The organism is Streptomyces sp. NPDC030222, assembly GCF_055573115.1.
In genome coordinates this window covers 39,164-60,836 of the sequence record NZ_JBVICA010000027.1, presented here as the reverse complement: position 1 = coordinate 60,836, position 21,673 = coordinate 39,164, and the positions used below count along the sequence as shown (strand labels likewise).

Below are 21,673 nucleotides of genomic sequence, written 5' to 3'. Positions count from 1 at the left end.
TCAGGAGCCGTCGGGCCACCCGTAGCCGCCGCCCCCAGGAGTACGGACGACCAGCACGTCCCCGGTCGCCGCCTCGGCCGTGTCGCAGCCGCCCAGCGGGGTCACCGTCCCGTCGGCGCGTTCGACGAGGTTCTCGCCGAGGGACCCCGGGGCGCCGCCGGCCATGCCGTACGGCGGGACCCGGCGGTGGCCGGTCAGCAGCGCCAGCGTCATCGGTTCCAGGAAGCGGATGCGCCGCTCGACGCCGCACCCGCCGTGCCGGCGGCCCGCGCCCCCGCTGTCCCTGCGGACGGCGAAGCTCTCGACCCGGACCGGGTAGCGCCACTCCAGCACCTCGGGGTCGGTGAGGCGCGAATTGGTCATATGGGTCTGGACGGCGTCCGCACCGTCGAAGTCGTCCCCGGCCCCCGAGCCGCTGGCGATCGTCTCGTAGTACTGCACCCGGTCGTTGCCGAAGGTGAGGTTGTTCATGGTCCCGGACCCCTCGGCCTGGACGCCGAGCGCCGCGTAGAGGGCGCCGGTGACGGCCTGCGAGGTCTCCACGTTGCCCGCCACGGTGGCGGCGGGGTACTCGGGAGCGAGCATCGACCCCTCCGGCACCCGGACCTCGAGCGGCGCCAGGCAGCCGCTGTTGAGCGGGATGTCGTCGGCGACGAGCGTGCGGAAGACGTAGAGGACGGCCGCCATCACCACGGACTTGGGCGCGTTGAAGTTGCCCGGCTGCTGCGGCGAGGTCCCGGTGAAGTCCAGCACCGCGTTGCGCGCCGCGCGGTCGACGCGCACCGCGACCTCGATGACCGCGCCGTTGTCGGTCTCGTAGCGGTACGAGCCGTCGTTCAGCCCGGCGACGATCCGGCGCACCGACTCCTCGGCGTTGGCCTGGACGTGCCCCATGTAGGCCTGGACCACGTCCAGTCCGAACTGGTCGACCATCCGGCGCAGTTCGGAGATGCCCTTCTCGTTCGCGGCGATCTGAGCCCGCAGGTCCGCGAGGTTGCTGTCGGGGTCGCGGGAGGGGTGAGGGGCGTTCGCGAGGAGTTCGCGGGTCTCGGCCTCCCGCAGTCTCCCGTCCCGTACCAGCAGCCAGTTGTCGAAGAGCACGCCCTCCTCGTGCACCGTGCGGCTGAAGGAGGGCATGGAGCCCGGGGTGATGCCGCCGATCTCGGCGTGGTGGCCGCGGGACGCGACGAGGAACAGCAGCCGTTCGCCCGCCTCGTCGAAGACGGGGGTCACCACGGTGATGTCGGGCAGATGCGTGCCGCCGTGGTACGGGTCGTTGATGGCGTAGACGTCGCCCGGGCGCATGGCGCCCTCGTTGCGTCGCAGTACCTCCTTGATCGACTCGCCCATGGATCCGAGGTGCACGGGGATGTGCGGGGCGTTGGCGATGAGGTTGCCCTCGGCGTCGAAGAGGGCGCAGGAGAAGTCCAGCCGCTCCTTGATGTTGACCGAGTGCGCGGTGTTCTCCAGACGGACGCCCATCTGCTCGGCGATCGACATGAAGAGGTTGTTGAAGATCTCCAGCATCACCGGGTCGACGTCGGTGCCGACCGCCGTGCGCGCCGGGCGCGGGCGGGAACGGGCGAGCAGGAGGTGCCCGAGCTCCCCCGTGGTGGCCTTCCAGCCGGGGTCGAGGACGGTGGTGGCGTCGGCCTCGGCGATGATCGCGGGGCCTTCGACCGTGGCCCCGGTCCGCAGGTCCTCGCGGTGGAAGAGCGGGGTGTCCTGCCGGCGGCCCTCCGCGAACATCCGGACCGTCGCCCGGGGCGCGACCGGGCCCGCGCCGTCGCCGCCGCCCGCGGTCAGCGGGCCGTGCGGCCCGGCCGAGCCGACGGCCTCGACCGACACGGCCTCGACGACCAGCGGCTTGTCCATGGTGAAGGCGTAACGCGCGCGGTGCGCGGTCTCGAAGTCCGCGGTCATGCCGGCGACGGTGCCCAGGTCGACGGCGAGGCTCGAGTCCGTGCCGGCGTACCGCAGCAGCACCCTCGCCCGGGTGCTGATCGCGCTGTCCGGGACGGCGTCGGCGCGCAGCTCGGCGCGGGTGCGGCCGGCCAGGGCGTCGCAGAGTTCACGGACGCGCCGCAGCGCCGTGTCGTCGAGCTCGGCCTCGACGGACTGCTCGCGCATGGCGGTGGCGTCGGCGAGCCCGATCCCGTACGCGGACAGCACACCCGCGAGCGGCGGCACGATAACCGTGTCGACGCCGAGCGCGTCCGCCACAGCGCAGGCGTGCTGGCCGCCCGCGCCGCCGAAGCTGGTGAGGGCGTACCGGGTGATGTCGTGGCCGCGCTGGACGGAGATCTTCTTGACGGCGTTCGCCATGTTGAGCACGGCGATCTCCAGGAAGCCCTCGGCGACTTCCTCGGGGCTGCGGCCGCCCCCGGTCCGGGCGGCCAGTTCCGCGAACCCGGACCGTACGGCCTCGGCGTCCAGGGGCTGGTCGCCGTCCGGGCCGAAGACCGCCGGGAAGTGGGCGGGCTGGATCCGGCCGAGCATCACATTGGCGTCGGTGACCGTGAGCGGGCCGCCGCGGCGGTAGCAGGCCGGGCCGGGAACGGCGCCCGCAGAGTCGGGACCGACGCGGTAGCGCTGTCCGTCGAAGTGCAGGACCGAGCCGCCGCCGGCCGCGACGGTGTGGATGTTCATCATCGGGGCCCGCATCCGCACCCCGGCGACCTGGGTGCCGAAGACCCGCTCGAACTCGCCCGCGTAGTGCGACACATCGGTCGAGGTGCCGCCCATGTCGAAGCCGATGACCCGGTCGAAGCCCGCTTGTGCGGCGGTGCGCGCCATGCCGACGACACCGCCCGCCGGCCCCGAGAGCACGGCGTCCTTGCCGCGGAAGTGGGCTGCTTCGCGCAGGCCTCCGTTCGACTGCATGAACATCAGCCGGATGCCGTCGAGTTCCTTGGCCACGTCGTCGACGTACCGGCGCAGGATCGGCGAGAGGTACGCGTCCACGACGGTCGTGTCGCCCCGCGGCACCAGCTTGATCAGGGGGCTGACCTCGTGCGAACAGCTGACCTGGGTGAAGCCGAGCCGGCGGGCCGCCTCGGCGACGGCGGTCTCGTGGGCGGGGTGGCGGTAGCCGTGCATCATCACGACGGCGGCGCTGCGGAAGCCGTCCTCGTGGGCGGCGCGGAGCGCCTCGGTGACGGCCGGCAGGTCCAGCGGCCGCACGACCGTGCCGTCGGCGGCGACCCGCTCGGGGACCTCGATCACCCGGTCGTACACCGACTCCGGGAGCACGATGCGGCGGTCGAAGAGCCGCGGACGGTTCTGGTAGGCGATGCGCAGGGCGTCCCGGAACCCCTCGGTGACGACCAGGACGGTGGGTTCGCCGCGGCGTTCCAGCAGGGCGTTGGTGGCGACCGTCGTCCCCATCTTGACGGTCTCGACCCGGTCCGCGGGCACCGGGGCGTCCGGGCCGAGGCCCAGCATCAGCCGGATGCCGGCGACCGCGGCGTCCCGGTAGCGCTCCGGGTTGTGCGACAGCAGTTTGCGGGTGACCAGCCGTCCGTCGGGCCGACGGCCCACCACGTCCGTGAAGGTGCCGCCTCGGTCGATCCAGAACTCCCAGCGCCCGCTCATTCACCCATTCTGGCAAGGGAAGCGGCCGCCGCGTCGGCGTGCCCGTCCAGCGAGACCGCGCTCAGTGCGGTGTCGAGGGCGCGGGCGGCACGGGCGTCCAGGTGGGAGCGGGTGCCGCGCAGGGTGTGGCGGACCTCGGCCGCGGCGAGGGCGAGGAGCTGCGGCAGCAGGTCGGTGCAGCGGCGCGCCACCCACGCGGTGCCGGCGGTGGCCAGCCACAACACGCGGGCGGCGGTCCCCGGGGGCACTGACTGCGGGTCCGCGAGGGGCGGCGCCCCGGTGGCGAGTCCGCGTGCGGCGAGCAGTTCGTGGAACCCCCGCGCGATCCAGCGGTGGCCGCGTTCGCCGGGATGCAGCCGGTCGGCGCTCCACATGCGGCGGTCCGCGACCCAGGAGCCGTCGGCGGCGTGCAGATGCACCGTTCCGTGGCGGCGGTCGAGGGCGTGCACCACCGCGTTGACGGCGCGCTGGCGGCGAGCCAGCGGCCGGGCGAGCGGGGCGGGCAGGCCCAGCATCGCCCCGGGGTCGGGCAGACAGGCGGTGAGCACCACCGTTCCGCCGGCGGTGAGGGCGGAGAGGGCGGCGTCCAGTCGCCCCGCCACCTCGCGGATGTCGAAGGTGTGGCGGAGCGTGTCGTTGACGCCCACGACCACGGACGCGACGTGCGGCGCGAAGTCCACCGCGTCGGGCGTCTGGCGTTCGGCGACGTCCCGGGTGAGCGCGCCGCTGACCGCGAGCTTGCGGAACTCCACGTCCCGCCCCGCCGGTGCGAGCCCCTCGGCCAGGAGCGCGGCCCAGCCCCGCCAGCCGCCCTCGAAGGGGTCCCCCACGCCTTCCGTGAGCGAGTCCCCGAGCGCGGCGAACCGCACGGCGGGGAGGGACGTGCCGTCGGCCGTGGCCGGGCCGCGCGCCGCGATCACGGCCCGCGGTCCGGGCACCCCCGCGGGCGGGGACACGGCCTGCAGGGCCGTGGCGGCGGGCCGGTGCGTCGTCTCGGCGGTCATATCGCCGCGGCCTCCGTCCGGCGGTTCCGGGCGGGCCCGGGGGCGGCGTCGTGGGCGGCGAGGAAGGCGTTCACCGCGGCCTGCCAGCCGAACAGCTCCGCGCGGGCACGCGCGGCGTTCCGGCGGTCCTCCTCGGGCCGTGCGAGCAGGGCCTGCACGGCGTCGGCGAAGGCGCCCGGGGTGTCGACCGCCGCGAGGCCCGCGCCGCCGAGGACCTCGGGGAGCGCCGAGGAGGCACTGGCGACGACGGGAGTGCCGCACGCCATGGCCTCCAGCGCCGCGAGCCCGAAGGTCTCGGCGGGGCCGGGGGCCACGCAGAGGTCGGCCGCGGCCTGCAGCCCGGCCAGTTCCTCGGGGTCGGAGAGGTGGCCGAGGAAGGTGACGGGCAGCCGCTCCGCCCGGGCGCGGCGCTCCAGTCCGTCGGCGAGCGGGCCTTCGCCGGCGACCACCAGCCTGGCCCGGACGCCGCGCTCGCGGAGCTCGGCGAGCGCGTCGAGGGCGATGCCGGGCCGTTTCTCCACGGAGAGCCGCGAGCACAGCAGGAGCAGCGGGGAGGCGCCGTCGGCGTGCCGTGCCCGGAGCGCCGCGGAGCGTCTGCCCGGGCGGCAGCGGAGCAGGTCCACGCCGAGCGGGGCCCGTACGACGTTGCGGGCGCCGATGCGGACGAACTCGCGCTCGGCCCACTCGGTGGTGCACACGATCCGCGAATACGCCCAGGCGCTGCGGGTGTTGAGCCGGTCGGCGGCGCGCCGGGCGGCGCTGCCCGGAAGTCCCCAGGTGCGCAGGACGCCGTCGGCGGTCTCGTGGGAGACCATCACCGAGGGCACCCGGGCACGGCGTGCCCATTCGCCGGTCCACCGGAGGGTCGTACGGTCGCTGACCTCGATCCGGTCGGGAGCCAGTGACTCCAGCAGCCGCCGGACCCGGCGCCGGTCGGTGAGGACCCGGTACCCGCCCGTGCCGGGCAGTACGGGCCCGGGAAGGGTGATGACGCGTCCCTGGGCGGTGTCGAGATCGCTCGCACGGCTGCCCGGCACGATCAGTACCGGCTCGTGGCCGGCGGCGCGGTAGCCGCGGCCCAGCTCCCGCAGGGCGGTACGGAGTCCGCCGGACGCGGGGGTGACGAAGTTGGCGAGCCGTACGATCCGCAGTCCCCGGTCGGGTGCGGCCGTTCCGTGCGCGGTCATGCGGCCACCGCCGTTCGCGCCCGGAGGACTTCGGCGTAGTGGCCGAGGAGCTGGTCGCCCACGGCGGACCAGGTGCGGCCCTCGACCTTCGCCCGTCCCGCGCGGCCGTAACGGTCGCGCAGCGCGGGGTCCGCAGCCAGTGCGGCGACGGCGTGGCGCACGGCGTTCGCGTCGCCGGGCGTGACGAGCAGGCCGGTCTCGCCGTGGTCGACGAGGTCGATGGGGCCGCCGGCGGCGGGGGCGACGACGGGCACGCCGGCGGCCATGGCCTCCTGCACGGTCTGGCAGAAGGTCTCGTACGGGCCGGTGTGCGTGAACACGTCCAACGAGGCGAAGATCCGGGCGAGTTCGTCGCCGGTCCGGCGGCCGAGGAACACCGCGCCGGGCAGTTCGCCACGGAGGGACGGTCCGCTCGGCCCGTCGCCGACGACGACCACCCGGACGCCGGGCAGCTTGCAGACCCCGGCGAGGAGGTCCACCTGCTTCTCCGGGGCGAGCCGTCCGACGTAGCCGACGAGGAGTTCGCCGCCAGGGGCCAGTTCGCGGCGCAGGGACTCGTCGCGCAGTGCGGGCCGGAACCGTTCGGTGTCGACACCGCGAGGCCACAGCCGCACCCGGGGGATGCCCTGCTCGGCGAGGTCGCGGGCGGCGGCGGTCGACGGCGCGAGCGTGCGGTCGGCGGCGCCGTGCACGGCGCGCAGCCGCCGCCAGGCCGCGGCCTCGCCCGCTCCCATGTACGTGCGGGCGTATCCGGCGAGGTCCGTCTGGTAGACGGCGACGGCCGGGATGCCGAGCCGGGACGCGGCCGACATGCCGCGCACGCCGAGCACGAACGGGCTCGCCAGGTGGGCGATGTCGGCGCGGTGCGCCGCCATGGCCGCGGCGACCCGTCGGCTGGGCAGCGCGACCCGGACCTGCGGATAGCCGGGGAGCGGGAGCGAGGGCACCCGGATGACCGGGCAGGGGGCGTCGGTGTCGGCGGGGGCGTCGCCTCCGTGAGCGACGGCCGGGGCGATGACGAGCGGCTCGTGTCCGCGCGCGGCGAGATGACGCGCGGTCTGCAGGGTGCAGTGTGCGACGCCGTTGACATCGGGCGGGAAGGATTCGGTGACGATGACGACACGCATACCCGTGTTCTCGTCGCGTCCGGAGTGGGCCCGCCGACTTGGATCTTTCCTGGCGTGGAACGTCCCGTGAGCATTCGCCCCCTGGGGGAACCGGGGACACAGCCGTGGGCGGCTTTCGTCCGGTCTGCCGGACACGCCGCAGCCGTCCTGCGACCGGGAGGCAGAAACGCGGACACCTCCGGGCCGGCGCCGGAGCCCCGAAGCGTTCGCCCGCGTCCCGAGCGATGTGCTGCGGGCCGTTGCGCCTGGTGGGCCGAGCACCCTCGCCGCGCGTCGGACCTGTGCAGGGCGTACGACCGAGCGCCGGACCACCCGCACAGGCCACCACGCCGGACCGTGGCTCCCGCCCACACCGAGCCGTCGCATTCCGTACGCGGCCTGTGGCGTCCGCGCCGAGGCCGTCGCATCCATACCCGGTCGAGCGCCACCAAGGCCGAGGCCGCCGCTTCCACCATCGGGGGACGCGACGGCCGGGAGTCGGGCGGCCAGTGGCTGGGCGGGCGTCAGGCGGGCGGCGCGTCCGGGCCTATGCGGCTGCGGACCGCGGTCTGGACCTCGGCTTCCTCCGCCGGGTCGGCGGCCAGGCGGCGCAGGCGTTCGGCGACGCGGGCGTCGACGAGTTCGGCGTGGTGGGCGGCGACTTCGCGGGTCGTCTCCTCGCAGTCCCAGAGGCATTCGACGGCGAAGCCGGTCGCGAACGAGGGGTCGGTGGCGGCGAGCGCACGTGCGGTGCGGGTGCGCAGGTGGGAGGACGTGGTCTCGCGGTAGACGTGGCGGAGCACGGGCGCGGCGCACTCGATGCCGAGGCGGCCGGTGCCGTCGACGAGCGACCACAGCAAGGGCGCGTCGGGGCCGTCGGCGCGTACGGTCTCGCGCAGGGCGCCGAGGACGAGCTGGGCGTCGCGGGCCTCGCCGCGGCAGGCGAGGACGCCGGCGGCGGAGGCTCCGAGGGCGTCGGGGCGGTGGACCCAGCCACGGGCACGGTCCAGCGCCTCGTCGCCGCACATCCGCTCGAAGGCCTGCACGGCGGCTTCGGCGACGGTCGTGGAGGTGTCGTCCGCAGCGGCCTCGATGAGATCGAGCACGGCCGGGTCGCGGGCTTCGGCGAGGTAGTGGAGGGCGGCGCAGCGCGCACCGTCCGGGGCGCTGCGCGCGGCTTCGAGGATCAGGGGGCGGTCGTCGGGTCCGGCGACGGCGGTGAGGCAGCGGGCGGCCGGCAGGTGCAGCAGCACCCCGCGGTCCGCACCGTCCTGCGCCCAGTCGAAGACGGCCTGGACGCTCCACCCGGGACGGGGTCCGGTCGGCCGCATCTGACGTTGCCAGCGGTCGAAGGAGCCTTGTTCCCGCGCGGCCCGCACCCGGGCGCCCACGGCGTCGCGCGGGTCGTCGGCCCATAGCCGCCAGGGCCGCGGCTCGAAGGCGTCGCGCACGGCGGTGGCCAGCTCGGCCCTGCCTTCGGGGCTGTCGGGGAAGCGCGCGAGCACCGGGTCGGCGAGCGCACGCAGGCCCGCGTCGTCGTCGCGGAGGGCCAGCTCGTCCAGCGCCCAGGCCCAGTTGCTGCCGGCTGCGGCGTAGCGGCGGAGCAGGGCTAGGGCGTCGTCCCTGCCGTATGCGGCGAGGTGGCCGAGCACGGAGAGGGCCAGGCCGGTGCGCTCCTCGCCGTCGTCGAGGAGGTCGTCGGCCGAGAAGAGGTGCCGCTCGATCTCCTGGAGACTGCCGTCGAGGTCGAGGTAGAGGCGTGCGTAGTAGAGGGAGCGGTTCTCCACCTGCCAGTCGTGCCTGGGGTCGCTCAGGACGCAGTGGTTCAGGGCGGCCAGCGCCTCGGCGCGGGGTGCCGCCAGCGCGTGCAGCGTGCCGTCGCCGCGGCCCCGCTGCAACAGGCCGAGCAGGGTACCGCTCGGCGCTATGACTGGATCGAACATGGAAACTGCCTCACATCAAGCTGTCGACGCAACCGGGACTCGTGCCTTGCTAGGCCGCGCGGCAGCATGATCGACCGTCCGCCGTCTTCTGCTTGGTGCAGTGCATCTTCCTCTGCCTCTCGTCATGGGCCCTGATGGGCCCCCGGGACGGTCCCGGGGGAGGGCTCGACGTCATGATGACCCAGCCATTTCGCCGCCGCGACCACATTTCCGGCGTACCGAGCGACGGAATGTTCGGTGACCGTTCAACTGCCGTTCAGTGCGCGCTCAATGGCCGTCGAACAGCTCCAGGAGGTCTCTCTTGTCGAACATTCGGGCGGTGTCCACGGCCGAGGGGGTACCCGCCGCGGGGTCGGCGCCGCCGGCCAGGAGCGCCTTGACGACGGCGTCCTCGCCCTTGAAGACGGCTCCGGCGAGCGGGGTCTGACCCCGGTCGTTCGCACGGTTGGGATCGGCACCGCGGTCGAGGAGGGCGGTCACGGCCGCCGCGTGCCCGTGGTAGGCGGCAAGCATGACCAGGGTGTCACCGCTGTCGTTGGTGAGGTTGGCCGGCACGCCCGCGTCCACGTAGGCGGCCAGCGCCTCGGTCTCGCCCCGGCGCGCCAGATCGAAGATCCGGGTCGCCAGTTCGACCACCTCGGGATCCGGGGCTTCACTCATCGGACGGACCGCCTCTCACTGCGTTGACCTGCATGGACCTGGTCTGATGCGGCTCGCGTGACGGGGTCGTCACACGAGTGAACCGACAGGGTACTGCCGGGACGGTCGGGGCAGTGTGGCGGCACCGTGTCGAATTCTTGTCCGCCACTCCAGTGAAAAACCCGAATAACCACCCGTTTGCACCTTTTATCGCATAGATACTTGGCGTGAACCTGGAACAACTCATGGTGACTGTCCCCCTCGACCAGGAGATACTCATGATTCTGTCCATCTCAGGCGTCGTCCTGCTCGCGATCATCGTCTTCCTGTTCTTCAAGAAGGACGGACTCAAGGCGTCGCACGCGGTCGTCTGCGCGCTGTTCGGCTTCTACCTCGCCGGCACCGCGATCGCGCCCAGCATCACGGCCGGCGGCCAGAGCCTCGCCAGCCTCCTCGGCGGCATCAAGTTCTGACCCGGGCCCTCCCGGCACCCAGTCACCTCCCCCGGCCACCGCCGGGGCCCATCGGAGGTGTCCCATCCCAGCGTTCCAGGAGACCGATGTGGCCCGGCGACCACTCCCCCGCATTCTGAGCACCAGCACCGCGACCATCGCCCGCAGCCGGGAGCTCGCGCGGACGGCCGCCGACGGCGCCACGGATGTCCTCCATCCGCTGATCACCGTCACCCGCGGCCTGCGGGTGCTCGTCGCCGACGGCAGGGAACGCTGGGCCGCGACACCGAAGGAGCGGCGCAATCCCACGCTGTTCCTCGTCGCGGCGAGCGTCCTGGTGATCGCACTCCTCCCGTACGGGCCGCTGCTCGCACTCGTGGCGCTGATGGGCGTGGCCGGCTGGAAGGGCCGGGTGCGCACACCCGCCGGTACCGGGCCCGACGAGGCGGAGGCGGCGCGGCTCCAGGCGCTCTACGAGGCGCTGGTGCCGTACTTCGCCGTCCCCGAGGACCCGAAACCGCTGTACGCCCACGACGGGGAGTGGAAGTCCGCGTTCGACGGGTTCGCGTTCGACGGCGACGGGCGGCTCACCCGGCTCCGGGTGAGGTATCCGGCGTACTTCACCGACGGGGAAGCCGATGCCCGCGCACGGATCGAGCAGCTTCTGCAGGCGAAGTCCGGGCGGGGACGCGAGTACCGCTTCGAATGGGACGAGATGGACAACAGGCTCGTCATGACGGTGCTCGGCGCGCTTCCCACCTCGATCACCGCCCAGCGGTTCGTGACGGCCCCCGGCGAGACCGTCCTGGGCTTCACCGACGCCGACGCGGTGGCGCGCACCGTCCCGGTGACCGACGCCGACGGGCGCCGCGACGCGGCTCCCGTGGTGTGGCGCACCGGGGCGCGCTCCTCGGAGCCTCACCTGCTGGCCGTGGGCGGGCCCGGCAGCGGCACCACCACCCTGCTCCGTTCGATCGCCCTCCAGGCCCTGTCGCACGGCGACGTAGTGATCGTGGACGGCGGCGGCAACGGCGAGTACGCGTGCCTGACCGGCCGGACCGGCGTCCTCGCCGTGGAGTGCGGGCTCTCGGGGTCCCTCGCCGCGCTCGAATGGGCGGCCCATGAGACGGAACGCCGGCTCATCGCCGCCAACCGGGCCCGGCAGACCGGCTGCCCGCTGCCCGACGACGTCAGGCGACCGCTGTGGATCCTGCTCGACCGGCCCACGCTGCTCGGGCATCTGGCGGCGGCCGACGAGCAGCCCGACCCACAGCGCCTCCTCCGGGTGCCGTTGCAGCACGGCAGGGCGGTCCAGGTCACCGTCGTGGTGGCCGAGCACTTCGATGCGCTCGGCATGCTGGACGAGACCGTGGTGGCGCACACGCCCGCGCGGGTCGTGCTGGGCCCCGCCACCGCCGGCCGGATCACCGTGGTGCTCGGAGCGCCGCCCCACACCACCCCGCCGACACAGGTGCCTCCCGGCCGCGGCTACGCCCGGCTGGGCGGCGGCCCGGTCCTCCGGATGCAGGTCCCGGCCACGCCCGATCCGTACGACGACGCGACGAGCGAGGCCCAGGGCGCCGCCGTGACCGCGCTCCTCCCCGCGTACAAGGACGTGCCGGCGGTCCCGGAGCCCGCCGATCCCGGACCGCAGCCGGAGCCGGTCCCGGGCGTACGGTCCGGCCCCGTCCCCGCGGAGAGCTGACCGCCTCCGGGGGCCGCCGGCGTGGCAAGGCTCGGCCCGCGCTGTGGTCCTGACCTGTGGCCTGACGCCGGGGCGCACGCCCCGGCAGGGGCACGGAACGACCGTCCCCTGCCCCGCCCACGACGGTCATTCTCTCCGCCCGGACGACCGACCACCCTCGGCCGGGACGCCTGTCACCGGGGGCGATGCGGCCGCCTCTCGGCCAACGCGACCGCCTCTCGGCAACGACGACCCTCGGCCGGGACTCCCATCCCTCGACCACAGGCGGCCTTCCATCGGCTGGGACGGCCATCCCTCGGCCGAGACACCTGCCCCGCCCACGACGGTCACTCTCGACGCCCGGACGACCGACCACCTTCGGCCGTACAACCCTGTCCCGACGACGACCAATGCGATGTACGCCCGCCCCGCACCGTCGGACGCCCCCGTCGCCCTCAGGCCACGAACGTGCGGGGGGCCTCCGTGCCGGTGGTGACGCCGGTGGAGACGAGGTCCGCGGCGGCCGCAAGGCGGGCGACCGCCTCGTCCGCGACGGGGCCGCCGACCGTGAAGGGCAGACGGAGGTAGCCCTCGAAGGCGCCGTCGACACCGAAGCGGGGTCCCGAGGGCACGCGGACGCCGACGCGTTCGCCGACCTCGGCGAGACGGGAGCCGGACAGGCCGCCCGCGCGGACCCACAGGGTGAGTCCGCCGCGCGGGACCTCGAACCCCCAGGCCGGGAGTTCCCGCCGCAGGGCCGCGACCAGCGCGTCACGGTTGTCCCGGGCCTGGGTCCGGCGCAGCTCGACCGCCTCCTCCCAGCCGCCGGTCCCCATCAGCCAGTTGACGCCCAGCTGCTCCAGTACGGGGGTGCCCAGGTCGGCGTAGGCACGGGCGGCCACCAGGCTGCGGATGACGTCGGGTGCGGCACGTACCCAGCCGATGCGCATGCCGGCCCAGAAGGCCTTGCTGGCGGATCCCACCGTGATGACCGTGCTGCCGGCCGGGTCGAAGCCGCAGACCGGGCGGGGCATCTCCATGTCCGCTTCCAGGTGGAGTTCCGACATGGTCTCGTCGACGACGAGCACCGTCCCCGCCGAGCGGGCCGCGTCCACCAGCTGGCGCCGCTGGTCCTCGTCGGCGAGCGCACCGGTCGGATTGTGGAAGTCGGCGACGACGTAGGCGAGCCGGGGCGCGGCGTCCCGCAGCACCTGACGCCAGCGGCCCAGGTCCCAGCCGCGGAGCCCCTCGGCCATGGCGACGGGGACGAGCCGGGCCCCCGCCTCCCGCATCAGCTGGAGGATGTTGGCGTACGACGGCGACTCCACGGCGATGCGCTCACCGCGGCCGGCGAACAGGTGGCAGATGGCGTCCATGGCGCCCATCGCCCCGGTGGTCACCATGATCTGCTCGGGCATGGTGTTGATACCGCACGCCGTATAGCGGTCGGCGAGCATCTGGCGCAGCGCGGGCAGTCCCGCCGGATAGTCGCCGTGGGTGTGGGCGTACGGCGGCAGTTCCTCCAGCGCGCCCTGCACGGCGCGGGTGAGCCAGGGCTCGGGTGCGGGCAGGGCGGCGCAGCCGAGGTCGATCATGGAGCCGAGGGACTCGGGGGGCAGCGGTTCCAGTCCCCGCGCGGGCAGCGGGTTGCCGGCGGGCACCGCGGTCCAGCTGCCGGCTCCCCTGCGGGACTCCAGGAAGCCTTCGGTGCGCAGCGCCTCGTACGCGGCGGCGACGGTGGTGCGGCTGACGGACAGGGAGACCGCCAGTTCCCGCTCGGCGGGGAGCCGGGCGGCGACCGGGACCCGGCCTTCGAGGACGAGCAGCCGGATGCCGTCCGCGAGTGCGCGGTAGGCGGGCGGCTTGCGGGTGCCCGGCCCCGCGGGTCGGGCCTGCTGGGCGCTGAGCTGCCGGGCGAGCTGCGCCGCTCCGACCGCCGAGGTCCACGCTGCCATCGAAACCAGTCCACCTTCCTCGAATTGGCCATGGTTGGCCCGGGAATCCCAGCCACAGAGTGTCATGAGTCAGTCCACCGCCACCACAGGGGGCAGATTCTTGTCCAGCACGTCCGGCCCACAGGGCGCCGAAACCGGCACGGCCGGCCCACGGGACACCGAAACCGGCACAGCCGACCCACGGGACACCGAACCCGGCACAGCCGACCCACAGGACACCGAACCCGGCACAGCCGACCCACAGGACACCGAACCCGGCACAGCCGACCCACAGGACACCGAACCGGGCACAGCCGACCCACAGGGCGCCGAAACCGGCACGGCCGGCCACCAGGAGGCCGCAACCACGGCCGGCCCGCGGCGCACCCACCTCACCCGGCGGCTGGTGCACCTCTACGCCGGCCTCGCGCTCTACGGCGTGAGCTCCGCACTGCTCGTGCGCGGCGGCCTCGGACTGGAGCCGTGGGGCGTTCTCCACCAGGGACTGGCGGAACGGACCGGACTGACGATCGGGGTCGTGTCGATCGCCGTCGGTGCGGCGGTGCTGTTGCTGTGGATCCCGCTGCGCCAGCTCCCGGGGCTGGGCACGGTGTCCAATGTGTTCGTGATCGGCCTCGCCATGGACGGCACGCTCGCCGTGGCGCCGGACGTGCACGGACTCGCGGCGCAGGTCCCGGTCATGGGGGCGGGGATCGTGCTCAACGGCGTGGCCACCGGGCTGTACATCTCGGCGCGCTTCGGCCCCGGCCCGCGCGACGGTCTGATGACCGGCCTGCACCGGCTCACCGGGCGTTCCATCAGGCTCGTCCGGACCGGTATCGAGGTCGCGGTCGTCGCGACCGGGTTCCTGCTCGGCGGCTCGGTGGGGGTGGGCACGATCGCCTACGCACTGGCCATCGGCCCCCTCGCCCAGATCTTCCTGCGGGTCTTCGCCATCCCCGGAGCGGAGGGCAGAAGCACCGTGGTCGCCGGCCGTACACCCGGGCGCGCCATACTGCGGCGGTGACCCACGAACTGCACCCCTACCTGGACCACCCGACGCCGATCCCGTTCGCCCACCGCGGCGGCGCGGCGGACGGCCTGGAGAACACGGCCCTGGCCTTCGAGCGGGCGACGAAGGCCGGCTACTGCTACTTCGAGACGGACGTCCACGCCACGTCGGACGGGAAGCTCGTCGCGTTCCACGATTCGACCCTGGACCGGGTGACCGACACCCGCGGCCGGATCGCCGACCTGCCGTGGAGCACGGTCCGGCAGGCCCGGGTGGGGGGAAGCGAGCCCCTGCCGCTCTTCGAGGAGCTGCTGGAGGCGTTCCCCGACGCACGCTGGAACGTCGACATCAAGGCCGAGCCCGCCCTGGTCCCGCTCGTGGAGCTGATACGCCGGACCAACGCCTGGGACCGGGTGTGCGTCGGCTCGTTCTCGGAGAGCCGGGTGGCCAGGGCGCACCGGATGGCGGGACCGCAGCTGGCCACCTCGTACGGGGTCCGCGGCGTGCTGGGTCTGCGGCTGCGCTCGTTCTCGATACCGGCGGCGCTGCGCAGCGGCGCGGTCTGCGCTCAGGTCCCGGAGGCGCAGGGCGGCATCAGGGTGGTGGACCGCCGGTTCGTGCGGACCGCGCACGCGCTGGGCCTCCAGGTTCATGTGTGGACCATCAACGACGTCGAGGGGATGCACCGTCTCCTGGATCTCGGGGTGGATGGCATCATGACCGATCACATCGAGACGCTCCGCACGGTGATGACCCAGCGGGGGGCCTGGCACTGAGCCCGGCCGCGCCGCGTCTCCAGGCGTGACGAGTGAGGGGACCGGGGACGTGACGGCGGAGACCGAGGAGCGGGCGGCCGAAGCCGCCGGGCGCAGACGCGAGCAACGCGGCTGGTACTTCTACGACTTCGCATGCTCGGTGTATTCGACGAGCGTGCTCACCGTGTTCCTGGGGCCGTACCTCACCGCGATCGCCAGGTCCGCCGCGGACGCGGACGGCTTCGTTCATCCCTTCGGGATACCCGTGCGGGCCGGTTCGCTGTTCGCCTACTCCGTCTCGGCGTCGGTGGTGCTCGCGGTCCTGGCCATGCCCCTGGTGGGCGCGGCGGCGGACCGGACCGGCCGCAAGAAGCCCCTGCTGGCGGCGTCCGCCTACCTCGGGGCGGCCGCGACCACGGGCATGTTCTTCCTGGACGGCCAGCGGTACCTGCTCGGAGCGGCGCTGCTGATCGTCGCGAACGCCTCCCTGTCCGTGTCGATGGTGCTGTACAACGCGTACCTGCCGCAGATCGCGGAGCCCGACGAGCGGGACACGGTCTCCTCGCGCGGCTGGGCGTTCGGCTACACCTCGGGCGCGCTCGTCCTGCTGCTGAACCTGGCGCTGTACTCGGGGCACGATTCCTTCGGGCTGACCGAGGGCGAGGCCGTCCGGATCTGCCTGGCCTCGGCGGGCCTGTGGTGGGGTGCCTTCACGCTGGTGCCGCTGCGGCGGCTGCGCGACCGGCGCGTGCCCCGAGGCGGCGGGGAGGGCGCGGTCGGCTCCGGCTGGCGGCAGCTGATGGCCACCCTGCGGGACATGCGGCGGCATCCGCTGACCCTGTGGTTCCTGCTGGCGTACCTGATCTACAACGACGGTGTGCAGACGGTGATCTCGCAGGCGTCGGTGTACGGCTCCGAGGAGCTGGGGCTCGGCCAGGACACCCTGATCGTCGCTGTGCTCCTGGTGCAGGTACTGGCGATCGGCGGCGCCCTGGGCATGGGTGCGCTGGCCCGCCGGTACGGCGCCAAGCGCACGATCCTCGGTTCGCTCGCGGCGTGGACCCTGACCATCGGCGCGGGGTACTTCCTGCCCGCCGGGCGGCCGGTGTGGTTCTTCGCACTGGCGGCGGCGATCGGACTGGTGCTCGGGGGCAGCCAGGCGCTGTCGCGCTCCCTTTACTCCCATCTGGTGCCGCCGGGCAAGGAAGCCGAGTACTTCTCCGCGTACGAGATGAGCGACCGGGGCATGAGCTGGCTCGGGCCACTGGTGTTCGGTCTCGGATACCAGCTGACGGGGAGCTACCGGGATGCCATCATCTCGTTGGTGATCTTCTTCGCGGTAGGTTTCGTACTGCTCGCCGGGGTCCCGGTACGGCGCGCCGTGGCGGCCGCCGGCAACCCGGTTCCGGAGCGGATTTAGACGCTGAAGTGAAAGGCCGGTAGTGTACGCCTTTGGCCTGCCAGGCGGACCGTTACTGCGCGCTGCAGAAGCACAAACGTTGGGTGACATCTTCTGCCAGATGTGACAAAACGGGCACTGGTGGGTACAAAAAGGGGCGGCACGACGGGCGACGCATGACCCGGAACGGGAATCTTTACCGCCGACCGGACGTTGACCGGATGACGACGACAGCGACACCTGTCCTGTGGGCGACAAGCCCGGGAGGCACGATTCATGAGTGAGCGAGCTCTCCGCGGCACGCGTCTCGTGGTGACCAGCTACGAGACCGACCGTGGCATCGATCTGGCCCCGCGCCAGGCGGTGGAGTACGCATGCCCGAACGGACATCGATTCGAGATGCCGTTCTCGGTGGAGGCGGAGATCCCGCCGGAGTGGGAGTGCAAGGCGTGTGGCGCCACGGCACTCCTGGTGGACGGCGACGGCCCCGAGGAGAAGAAGAGCAAGCCGGCGCGTACGCACTGGGACATGCTCATGGAGCGGCGCACGCGCGAGGAGCTCGAAGAGGTTCTCGCGGAGCGCCTCGAGGTTCTCCGCTCGGGGGCGATGAACATCGCCGTGCATCCGCGGGACAGCCGCAAGTCCGCGTAACGGAGCGGCATTTCGCGCGAACGCGTACAGCACACAGGCCGCGGGGTCCGGAACACCTGGTGTATCCGGACCCCGCGGCCTGTCTGCGTACGTCTACGGCGGGTGTGCGCCGGCCCGGCGCGAGGTGCGTCACTGAAGACGGCGCACGCGTGCCGGCTTCAGCGGCGTGCGGCCCGGTGCACGCGTCGGCTTCCCCGGCGTGGGGCACGCCACAAACGTGTGCGGCATGCCCGACCACAGGCGTCCACCCCGCCAGGAGTGACGGTGGGTGCGGGGCACGCCCTCGGTGGTGTGTCACGGGGTGAGGGGCGGGCGCGTCGGGTCGGCCGGCGACGGCGCGTCGTCACGGATGACCTCACCCTGCACGACCTTCCCGTCCGGACGGTGAATCCTGGCCTGCTGGAACGCATCGCCCAGGCTTCCGGGCGCGGCCCGGCGGATCCTGGCCTCCAGGGTCCGCTGGCCGCACCGTCCGAGAATCCGGCGCACCGGCGGCAGGAGCAGCAGCAGCCCCGCGGCGTCCGACACCAAGCCCGGAAGGATGAGCAGCAGACCGCCCAGCATGGTGAGCGCGTTGCCGCCGCCCTGCTGATCCGGCAGCGGCGTCTCCCCGGCACCGGCGCCCGGCTGCTGGAACGTCGCCTGCAGCCGACGGAACGCCCTGCGGCCCGCCCGCTTGATGACCACCGCTCCGAGGACGACCCCGGCGGCCAGGAGCAGCAGGACGGTCCCGGCGCCGACTGCGTCGGCCACGACGGTCAGCAGCCAGATCTCCAGCACCAGCCAGACGGCGATGCCGATCGGTACGAAGGTGCGGGCGCGGGAGCGCCGCGGGGCGGTCGGGGGCGTTGCGCCGGTCGTCATGCACCCAGTGTGCCTGGGCCCGGAGCGTACCGGCACAAGGGGGTGATCAGGGGCGCTTGCGGCCGAGCAGCTTGTTCGCCCGGGACTCCACGCCCCATGCCGTGACCCGCCACAGTGCCTCGACGACGATGTCCCGGCTCATCTTGGAGTCGCCGATCTCGCGCTCCACGAAGGTGATGGGCACCTCGACCACGTGGAATCCGGCCTCGACGGCCCGGCGGGCCAGGTCGACCTGGAAGCAGTAGCCCTGGGAGGCGACGTTCTCCAGTCCGAGGCCCTCCAGGGTCTCCTTGCGGAACGCGCGGAACCCTCCGGTGACGTCGCGGATCGGCACGCCCAGCAGCAGACGGGAGTAGGTGCTGCCGCCCCGGGACAGGAACTCCCGCGACTTGGGCCAGTTGACGACCCGCCCGCCGGGGATCCAGCGGGATCCGAGGACCAGGTCCGCACCCTTGAGCGCGGTCAGCAGCCGGGGCAGCTCCTCGGGCCGGTGCGAGCCGTCGGCGTCCATCTCCACGAGCACGCCGTAGCCGTTGTCGATGCCCCAGCGGAATCCGGCGAGGTAGGCGGCGCCGAGCCCTTCCTTGCCCTTGCGGTGCAGGACGTGGATCTGCTCGTCCTCGGCGGCGAGCTCGTCAGCGATCTTGCCCGTGCCGTCGGGGCTGTTGTCGTCCGCCACGAGGACGTCCACCTCGGGGACGGCGGCGCGGACGCGGGCGACGATCGGACCGATGTTCTCCGCCTCGTTGTAGGTCGGGATGATCACCAGCGCTTTGCCCAGCGGACCGTACGGCCTCTGACCTGCGTCCCTCACTGCTGCCCCTTCGGTTCGTACAGGGTCACCACCATAGCGATCGCCGGGGCGGATGGGGGTGAGGCCGGGGAAGCGGGGCGAGGCCGTCGCTGCCTCGGCCGAGCCCGGCGACGGACGCCGCGAACCACTGCGGGTCGGGGCCCGGCGCTCTTCGGGCCGGCCTGGGACCCGCTGGCTGCGGATCGACCGAGAGCCGTTGTCTACTGAGCGTCCGGGCCCCACCCGGGTCGCACCTGCCGAGCGGCTGAACCCTTCCCTCGCCCCCGAGGCGCGGGTGGAGGATCCTCAAGGCTTGCCGACCGGACGTCCCGTGGTGGACCCGCCGAACCATTCCGCCCCTGCCCCGGATCTGTCAACACCCCTCTGACCTGCGCGAATTCCATTCCCCAACAGGTCAGGGCGGAAGATCCGCAGGTGACGGGACCGCCGGTCCGGCCCCGTCCCCCCGGCGCGGGATCCCCCGACGTCACTCGTCCGGGCGCAGATGCACCGTATGCCCGGCGACCACCGTCCGCAGGCACACCGGCGGTTCGCCGCCGGGGGTGAGATCGGGCAGTCCGGGCGTGCCGGAGCGCGGGTCGGTGGACCAGCGGGCGACCCGGTCGTCGGGGGCCTGGACGACGAGGTCGCCGGTGCGCCAGACCGCGTAGTCGGCCGGCGCGCCGGGCACCAGCACACCGGCGTCGTCACGGCCCACGGCCCGCCAGCCTCCGCGGGTGTGCGCAGTGAACGCGGCGCGCACGGAGACGCGGTGCTCCGGCGTCCGGTGGAAGGCCGCCGCGCGGACCGTGCCCCAGGGGTCGAGCGGGGTGACCGGGCTGTCGGAGCCGAAGGCCAGCGGCACCCCGGCGCGCAGCAGGGCGGCGTACGGGTTGAGGGTGCGGGCCCGCTCGACGCCCAGGCGCTCGGCGTACATGCCGTCGTCGCCGCCCCAGAAGGCGTCGAAGACGGGCTGGACGGAGGCGGTGAGTCCGTACTCGGCGAAAGCGGCGATGGTGTCCGGGCCGAGCATCTCGGCGTGCTCGACACGGTGCCGGGCGGCACGCACCCGGGACAGGCCGAGCTTCTCCACGGCGGCCCGCATCCCGTCGACGACCGAGGTGACGGCGGCGTCGCCGATGGCGTGGAACCCGGCCTGCAGTCCGGCCTCGGTGCAGGCGATCACATGGGCGGCCACGGCGTCGGCGTCGAGGTGGGCGACGCCGGTGTGCCCGGCGTCCGCGTACGGCTCGTGGAGGCAGGCGGTGTGGGAGCCGAGCGAGCCGTCGACGAACAGGTCGCCGGCCGCGCCGCGGGCGCCCAGGGCGCGGGCGCGTTCCACGTCGCGGTCCGCCCAGTAGCCGACGACCCGCGGCCCGGGCTCCTGGGCGGCGAGCCGCAGCAGGCCGGTGAAGTCGTCCTCCGAGGAGATCTCCGGCCCACCGCACTCGTGGACCGTACCGATGCCCAGCGAGGCCGCGTGCCGGAGCGCGGCGCGCTGCGCCTCGGTCCGCTGCGCGGCGGAGACCGCGGCGTGGGCGGCGGCCCGTACGGCGTGGTGGGCGTCGCCGGTCAGCGGTTCGCCGTCGCGGAAGCCGGTCAGGTCCCGTACCCCCGCCACCAGGTCCATCAGGGCGGTGGTGACCACGGCCGAATGGACGTCGATCCGCGTGAGGTAGACCGGGCGGCCGCCGGTGGCCTCGTCGAGTTCGCCGCGGCGCGGGGGGCGCCGCTCGGGCCAGCGGGCGGCGTCCCAGCCGTGTCCCAGGAGGATGCGGTCGGCGGGGCGCTCCGCCGCGTGCCGGCGGACGAGCTCCAGGGCCTCGGCGAGGGTGCGCGCACCGGAGAGGTCGAGGCCGGTGAGCGCGAGGCCGGTGGCGGTGGTGTGCACATGGGCGTCGGTGAAGGCCGGGGTGACCAGTGCGCCGTCGAGGTCGATCACCTCGTCGACGCCCGAGGCGAAGGCATCGGCCGCGCCTTCCGAGCCCACCCAGGCCACATGTCCGCGTTCCACGACCATCGCGGTGGCGAAGGGGTCCGCGGGACTGTGGACGTCTCCGCCGCGCAGCAGCACGGTGCCGGGCTCGTCCGGCCGGTCGGTGCCCTTTTGCGGGGCGGTGCTCGGGGCAGTGCTCTCGGTCATGGGGACCAGTCTCGCCCCTCGGGACCACCGCCCGTCGCCGGGGTCACTGCACGCGGGGCGGACGTGCCTCGTAGGGGGTGGACAGGACGATGGTGGTGCGGGTGGAGACGCCTGCGTCGTGGCGGATACGGGTGAGCAGGTGCTCCAGTTCCAGCGGGGTGGCGACCCGCACCTTGAGGATGTAGTTCTCCTCGCCGGCGACGCTGTGGCATGCCTCGATCTCGGGTACCCCGGCCAGTCGCTCCGCGGTGTCGTCGGGGGCACTGGGATCGAACGGTTTCACCGAGATGAAGGCGGTCAGCGGCAGGCCGACGGCCTCGGGGTCGACGACGGCGGCGTAGCCGCGGATCACCCCGCGCTGCTCCAGCCGGCGCACCCGCTGGTGCACTGCCGACGTGGACAGGCCCGTGGCCTTGCCCAGGTCGGTGTAGCTCATCCGCCCGTCCTTGACGAGCAGATCGACGATCTGACGGTCCAGCTCCTCCATAGCCGATCAACCTATTGCCCCGGAGG

At 73.5% G+C, this 21,673-nt stretch carries 17 protein-coding genes; 6 read left to right on the top strand and 11 right to left on the bottom strand.

What is annotated here, in order from left to right; translation table 11 throughout:
* The 6 genes from ACZ4Z5_RS29710 to ACZ4Z5_RS29685 form a co-directional block, all read right to left on the bottom strand.
* Positions 1-3,594 carry a hydantoinase B/oxoprolinase family protein gene (locus ACZ4Z5_RS29710; protein ID WP_468268465.1) on the bottom strand — a complete coding sequence of 1,198 codons (3,594 nt, stop codon included), beginning with the start codon at positions 3,592-3,594 and terminating at the stop codon, positions 1-3.
* A complete protein-coding gene (locus tag ACZ4Z5_RS29705; RefSeq protein ID WP_468268462.1) occupies positions 3,591-4,598 on the bottom strand; it encodes an SGNH/GDSL hydrolase family protein in 1,008 nt (335 codons plus the stop codon). The genes ACZ4Z5_RS29710 and ACZ4Z5_RS29705 overlap by 4 nt, the downstream gene beginning before the upstream one ends.
* Positions 4,595-5,785, bottom strand: coding sequence for a glycosyltransferase (locus tag ACZ4Z5_RS29700; protein ID WP_468268459.1), 1,191 nt, complete (start codon positions 5,783-5,785; stop codon positions 4,595-4,597). Before ACZ4Z5_RS29700 ends, ACZ4Z5_RS29705 begins: the two co-directional genes overlap by 4 nt.
* A complete protein-coding gene (locus ACZ4Z5_RS29695) occupies positions 5,782-6,912 on the bottom strand; it encodes a glycosyltransferase family 4 protein (protein WP_468268456.1) in 1,131 nt (376 codons plus the stop codon). Before ACZ4Z5_RS29695 ends, ACZ4Z5_RS29700 begins: the two co-directional genes overlap by 4 nt.
* A gap of 503 nt (positions 6,913-7,415) precedes the next feature.
* Positions 7,416-8,834 (bottom strand): HEAT repeat domain-containing protein, encoded by a 1,419-nt coding sequence (locus ACZ4Z5_RS29690; RefSeq protein ID WP_468268453.1) that lies wholly within the window; start codon positions 8,832-8,834, stop codon positions 7,416-7,418.
* A gap of 267 nt (positions 8,835-9,101) precedes the next feature.
* Positions 9,102-9,494 carry an ankyrin repeat domain-containing protein gene (locus ACZ4Z5_RS29685; protein ID WP_468268450.1) on the bottom strand — a complete coding sequence of 131 codons (393 nt, stop codon included), beginning with the start codon at positions 9,492-9,494 and terminating at the stop codon, positions 9,102-9,104.
* Between the two features lie 257 nt (positions 9,495-9,751).
* Between ACZ4Z5_RS29685 and ACZ4Z5_RS29680 the strand changes: the two genes are divergently transcribed.
* Positions 9,752-9,946, top strand: a complete 195-nt coding sequence (locus ACZ4Z5_RS29680) for a hypothetical protein (protein ID WP_468268546.1) — start codon at positions 9,752-9,754, stop codon at positions 9,944-9,946.
* Between the two features lie 88 nt (positions 9,947-10,034).
* Positions 10,035-11,630, top strand: coding sequence for an ATP-binding protein (locus ACZ4Z5_RS29675; protein WP_468268447.1), 1,596 nt, complete (start codon positions 10,035-10,037; stop codon positions 11,628-11,630).
* A 434-nt stretch (positions 11,631-12,064) separates the two neighbouring features.
* Here the strand turns inward: ACZ4Z5_RS29675 and ACZ4Z5_RS29670 are convergent, their stop codons facing one another.
* Positions 12,065-13,564: an SCO1417 family PLP biosynthesis transcription factor gene (locus tag ACZ4Z5_RS29670; protein ID WP_468268444.1), complete on the bottom strand. Its 1,500-nt coding sequence runs from the start codon at positions 13,562-13,564 to the stop codon at positions 12,065-12,067.
* A 382-nt stretch (positions 13,565-13,946) separates the two neighbouring features.
* On the opposite strand from ACZ4Z5_RS29670, the gene yczE reads away from it, so the two are divergent.
* The 4 genes from yczE to ACZ4Z5_RS29650 all read left to right on the top strand — a co-directional run bounded on the left by yczE (position 13,947) and on the right by ACZ4Z5_RS29650 (position 17,360).
* A complete protein-coding gene (gene yczE / locus ACZ4Z5_RS29665; protein WP_468268543.1) occupies positions 13,947-14,570 on the top strand; it encodes a membrane protein YczE in 624 nt (207 codons plus the stop codon).
* On the top strand, positions 14,567-15,331 hold the full coding sequence (locus tag ACZ4Z5_RS29660) for a glycerophosphodiester phosphodiesterase (RefSeq protein ID WP_468268441.1): 765 nt from the start codon (positions 14,567-14,569) through the stop codon (positions 15,329-15,331). The genes yczE and ACZ4Z5_RS29660 overlap by 4 nt, the downstream gene beginning before the upstream one ends.
* A 49-nt stretch (positions 15,332-15,380) precedes the next feature.
* Positions 15,381-16,730 (top strand): MFS transporter, encoded by a 1,350-nt coding sequence (locus tag ACZ4Z5_RS29655; RefSeq protein WP_468268438.1) that lies wholly within the window; start codon positions 15,381-15,383, stop codon positions 16,728-16,730.
* 255 nt (positions 16,731-16,985) lie between these two features.
* Positions 16,986-17,360 carry an RNA polymerase-binding protein RbpA gene (locus ACZ4Z5_RS29650; protein ID WP_468268435.1) on the top strand — a complete coding sequence of 125 codons (375 nt, stop codon included), beginning with the start codon at positions 16,986-16,988 and terminating at the stop codon, positions 17,358-17,360.
* Between the two features lie 294 nt (positions 17,361-17,654).
* On the opposite strand, the gene fxsA is transcribed toward ACZ4Z5_RS29650, so the two are convergent.
* From fxsA to ACZ4Z5_RS29630, 4 genes are all read right to left on the bottom strand, one after another.
* Positions 17,655-18,224: an FxsA family membrane protein gene (gene fxsA / locus ACZ4Z5_RS29645; protein WP_468268432.1), complete on the bottom strand. Its 570-nt coding sequence runs from the start codon at positions 18,222-18,224 to the stop codon at positions 17,655-17,657.
* A 46-nt stretch (positions 18,225-18,270) separates the two neighbouring features.
* Positions 18,271-19,038, bottom strand: a complete 768-nt coding sequence (locus tag ACZ4Z5_RS29640; protein WP_468268429.1) for a polyprenol monophosphomannose synthase — start codon at positions 19,036-19,038, stop codon at positions 18,271-18,273.
* Positions 19,039-19,504: 466 nt separating this feature from the next.
* Positions 19,505-21,160, bottom strand: coding sequence for an amidohydrolase (locus ACZ4Z5_RS29635; protein WP_468268426.1), 1,656 nt, complete (start codon positions 21,158-21,160; stop codon positions 19,505-19,507).
* A 43-nt stretch (positions 21,161-21,203) separates the two neighbouring features.
* Positions 21,204-21,647, bottom strand: coding sequence for an Lrp/AsnC family transcriptional regulator (locus ACZ4Z5_RS29630; protein WP_468268423.1), 444 nt, complete (start codon positions 21,645-21,647; stop codon positions 21,204-21,206).
* Positions 21,648-21,673 lie beyond the last annotated feature (26 nt).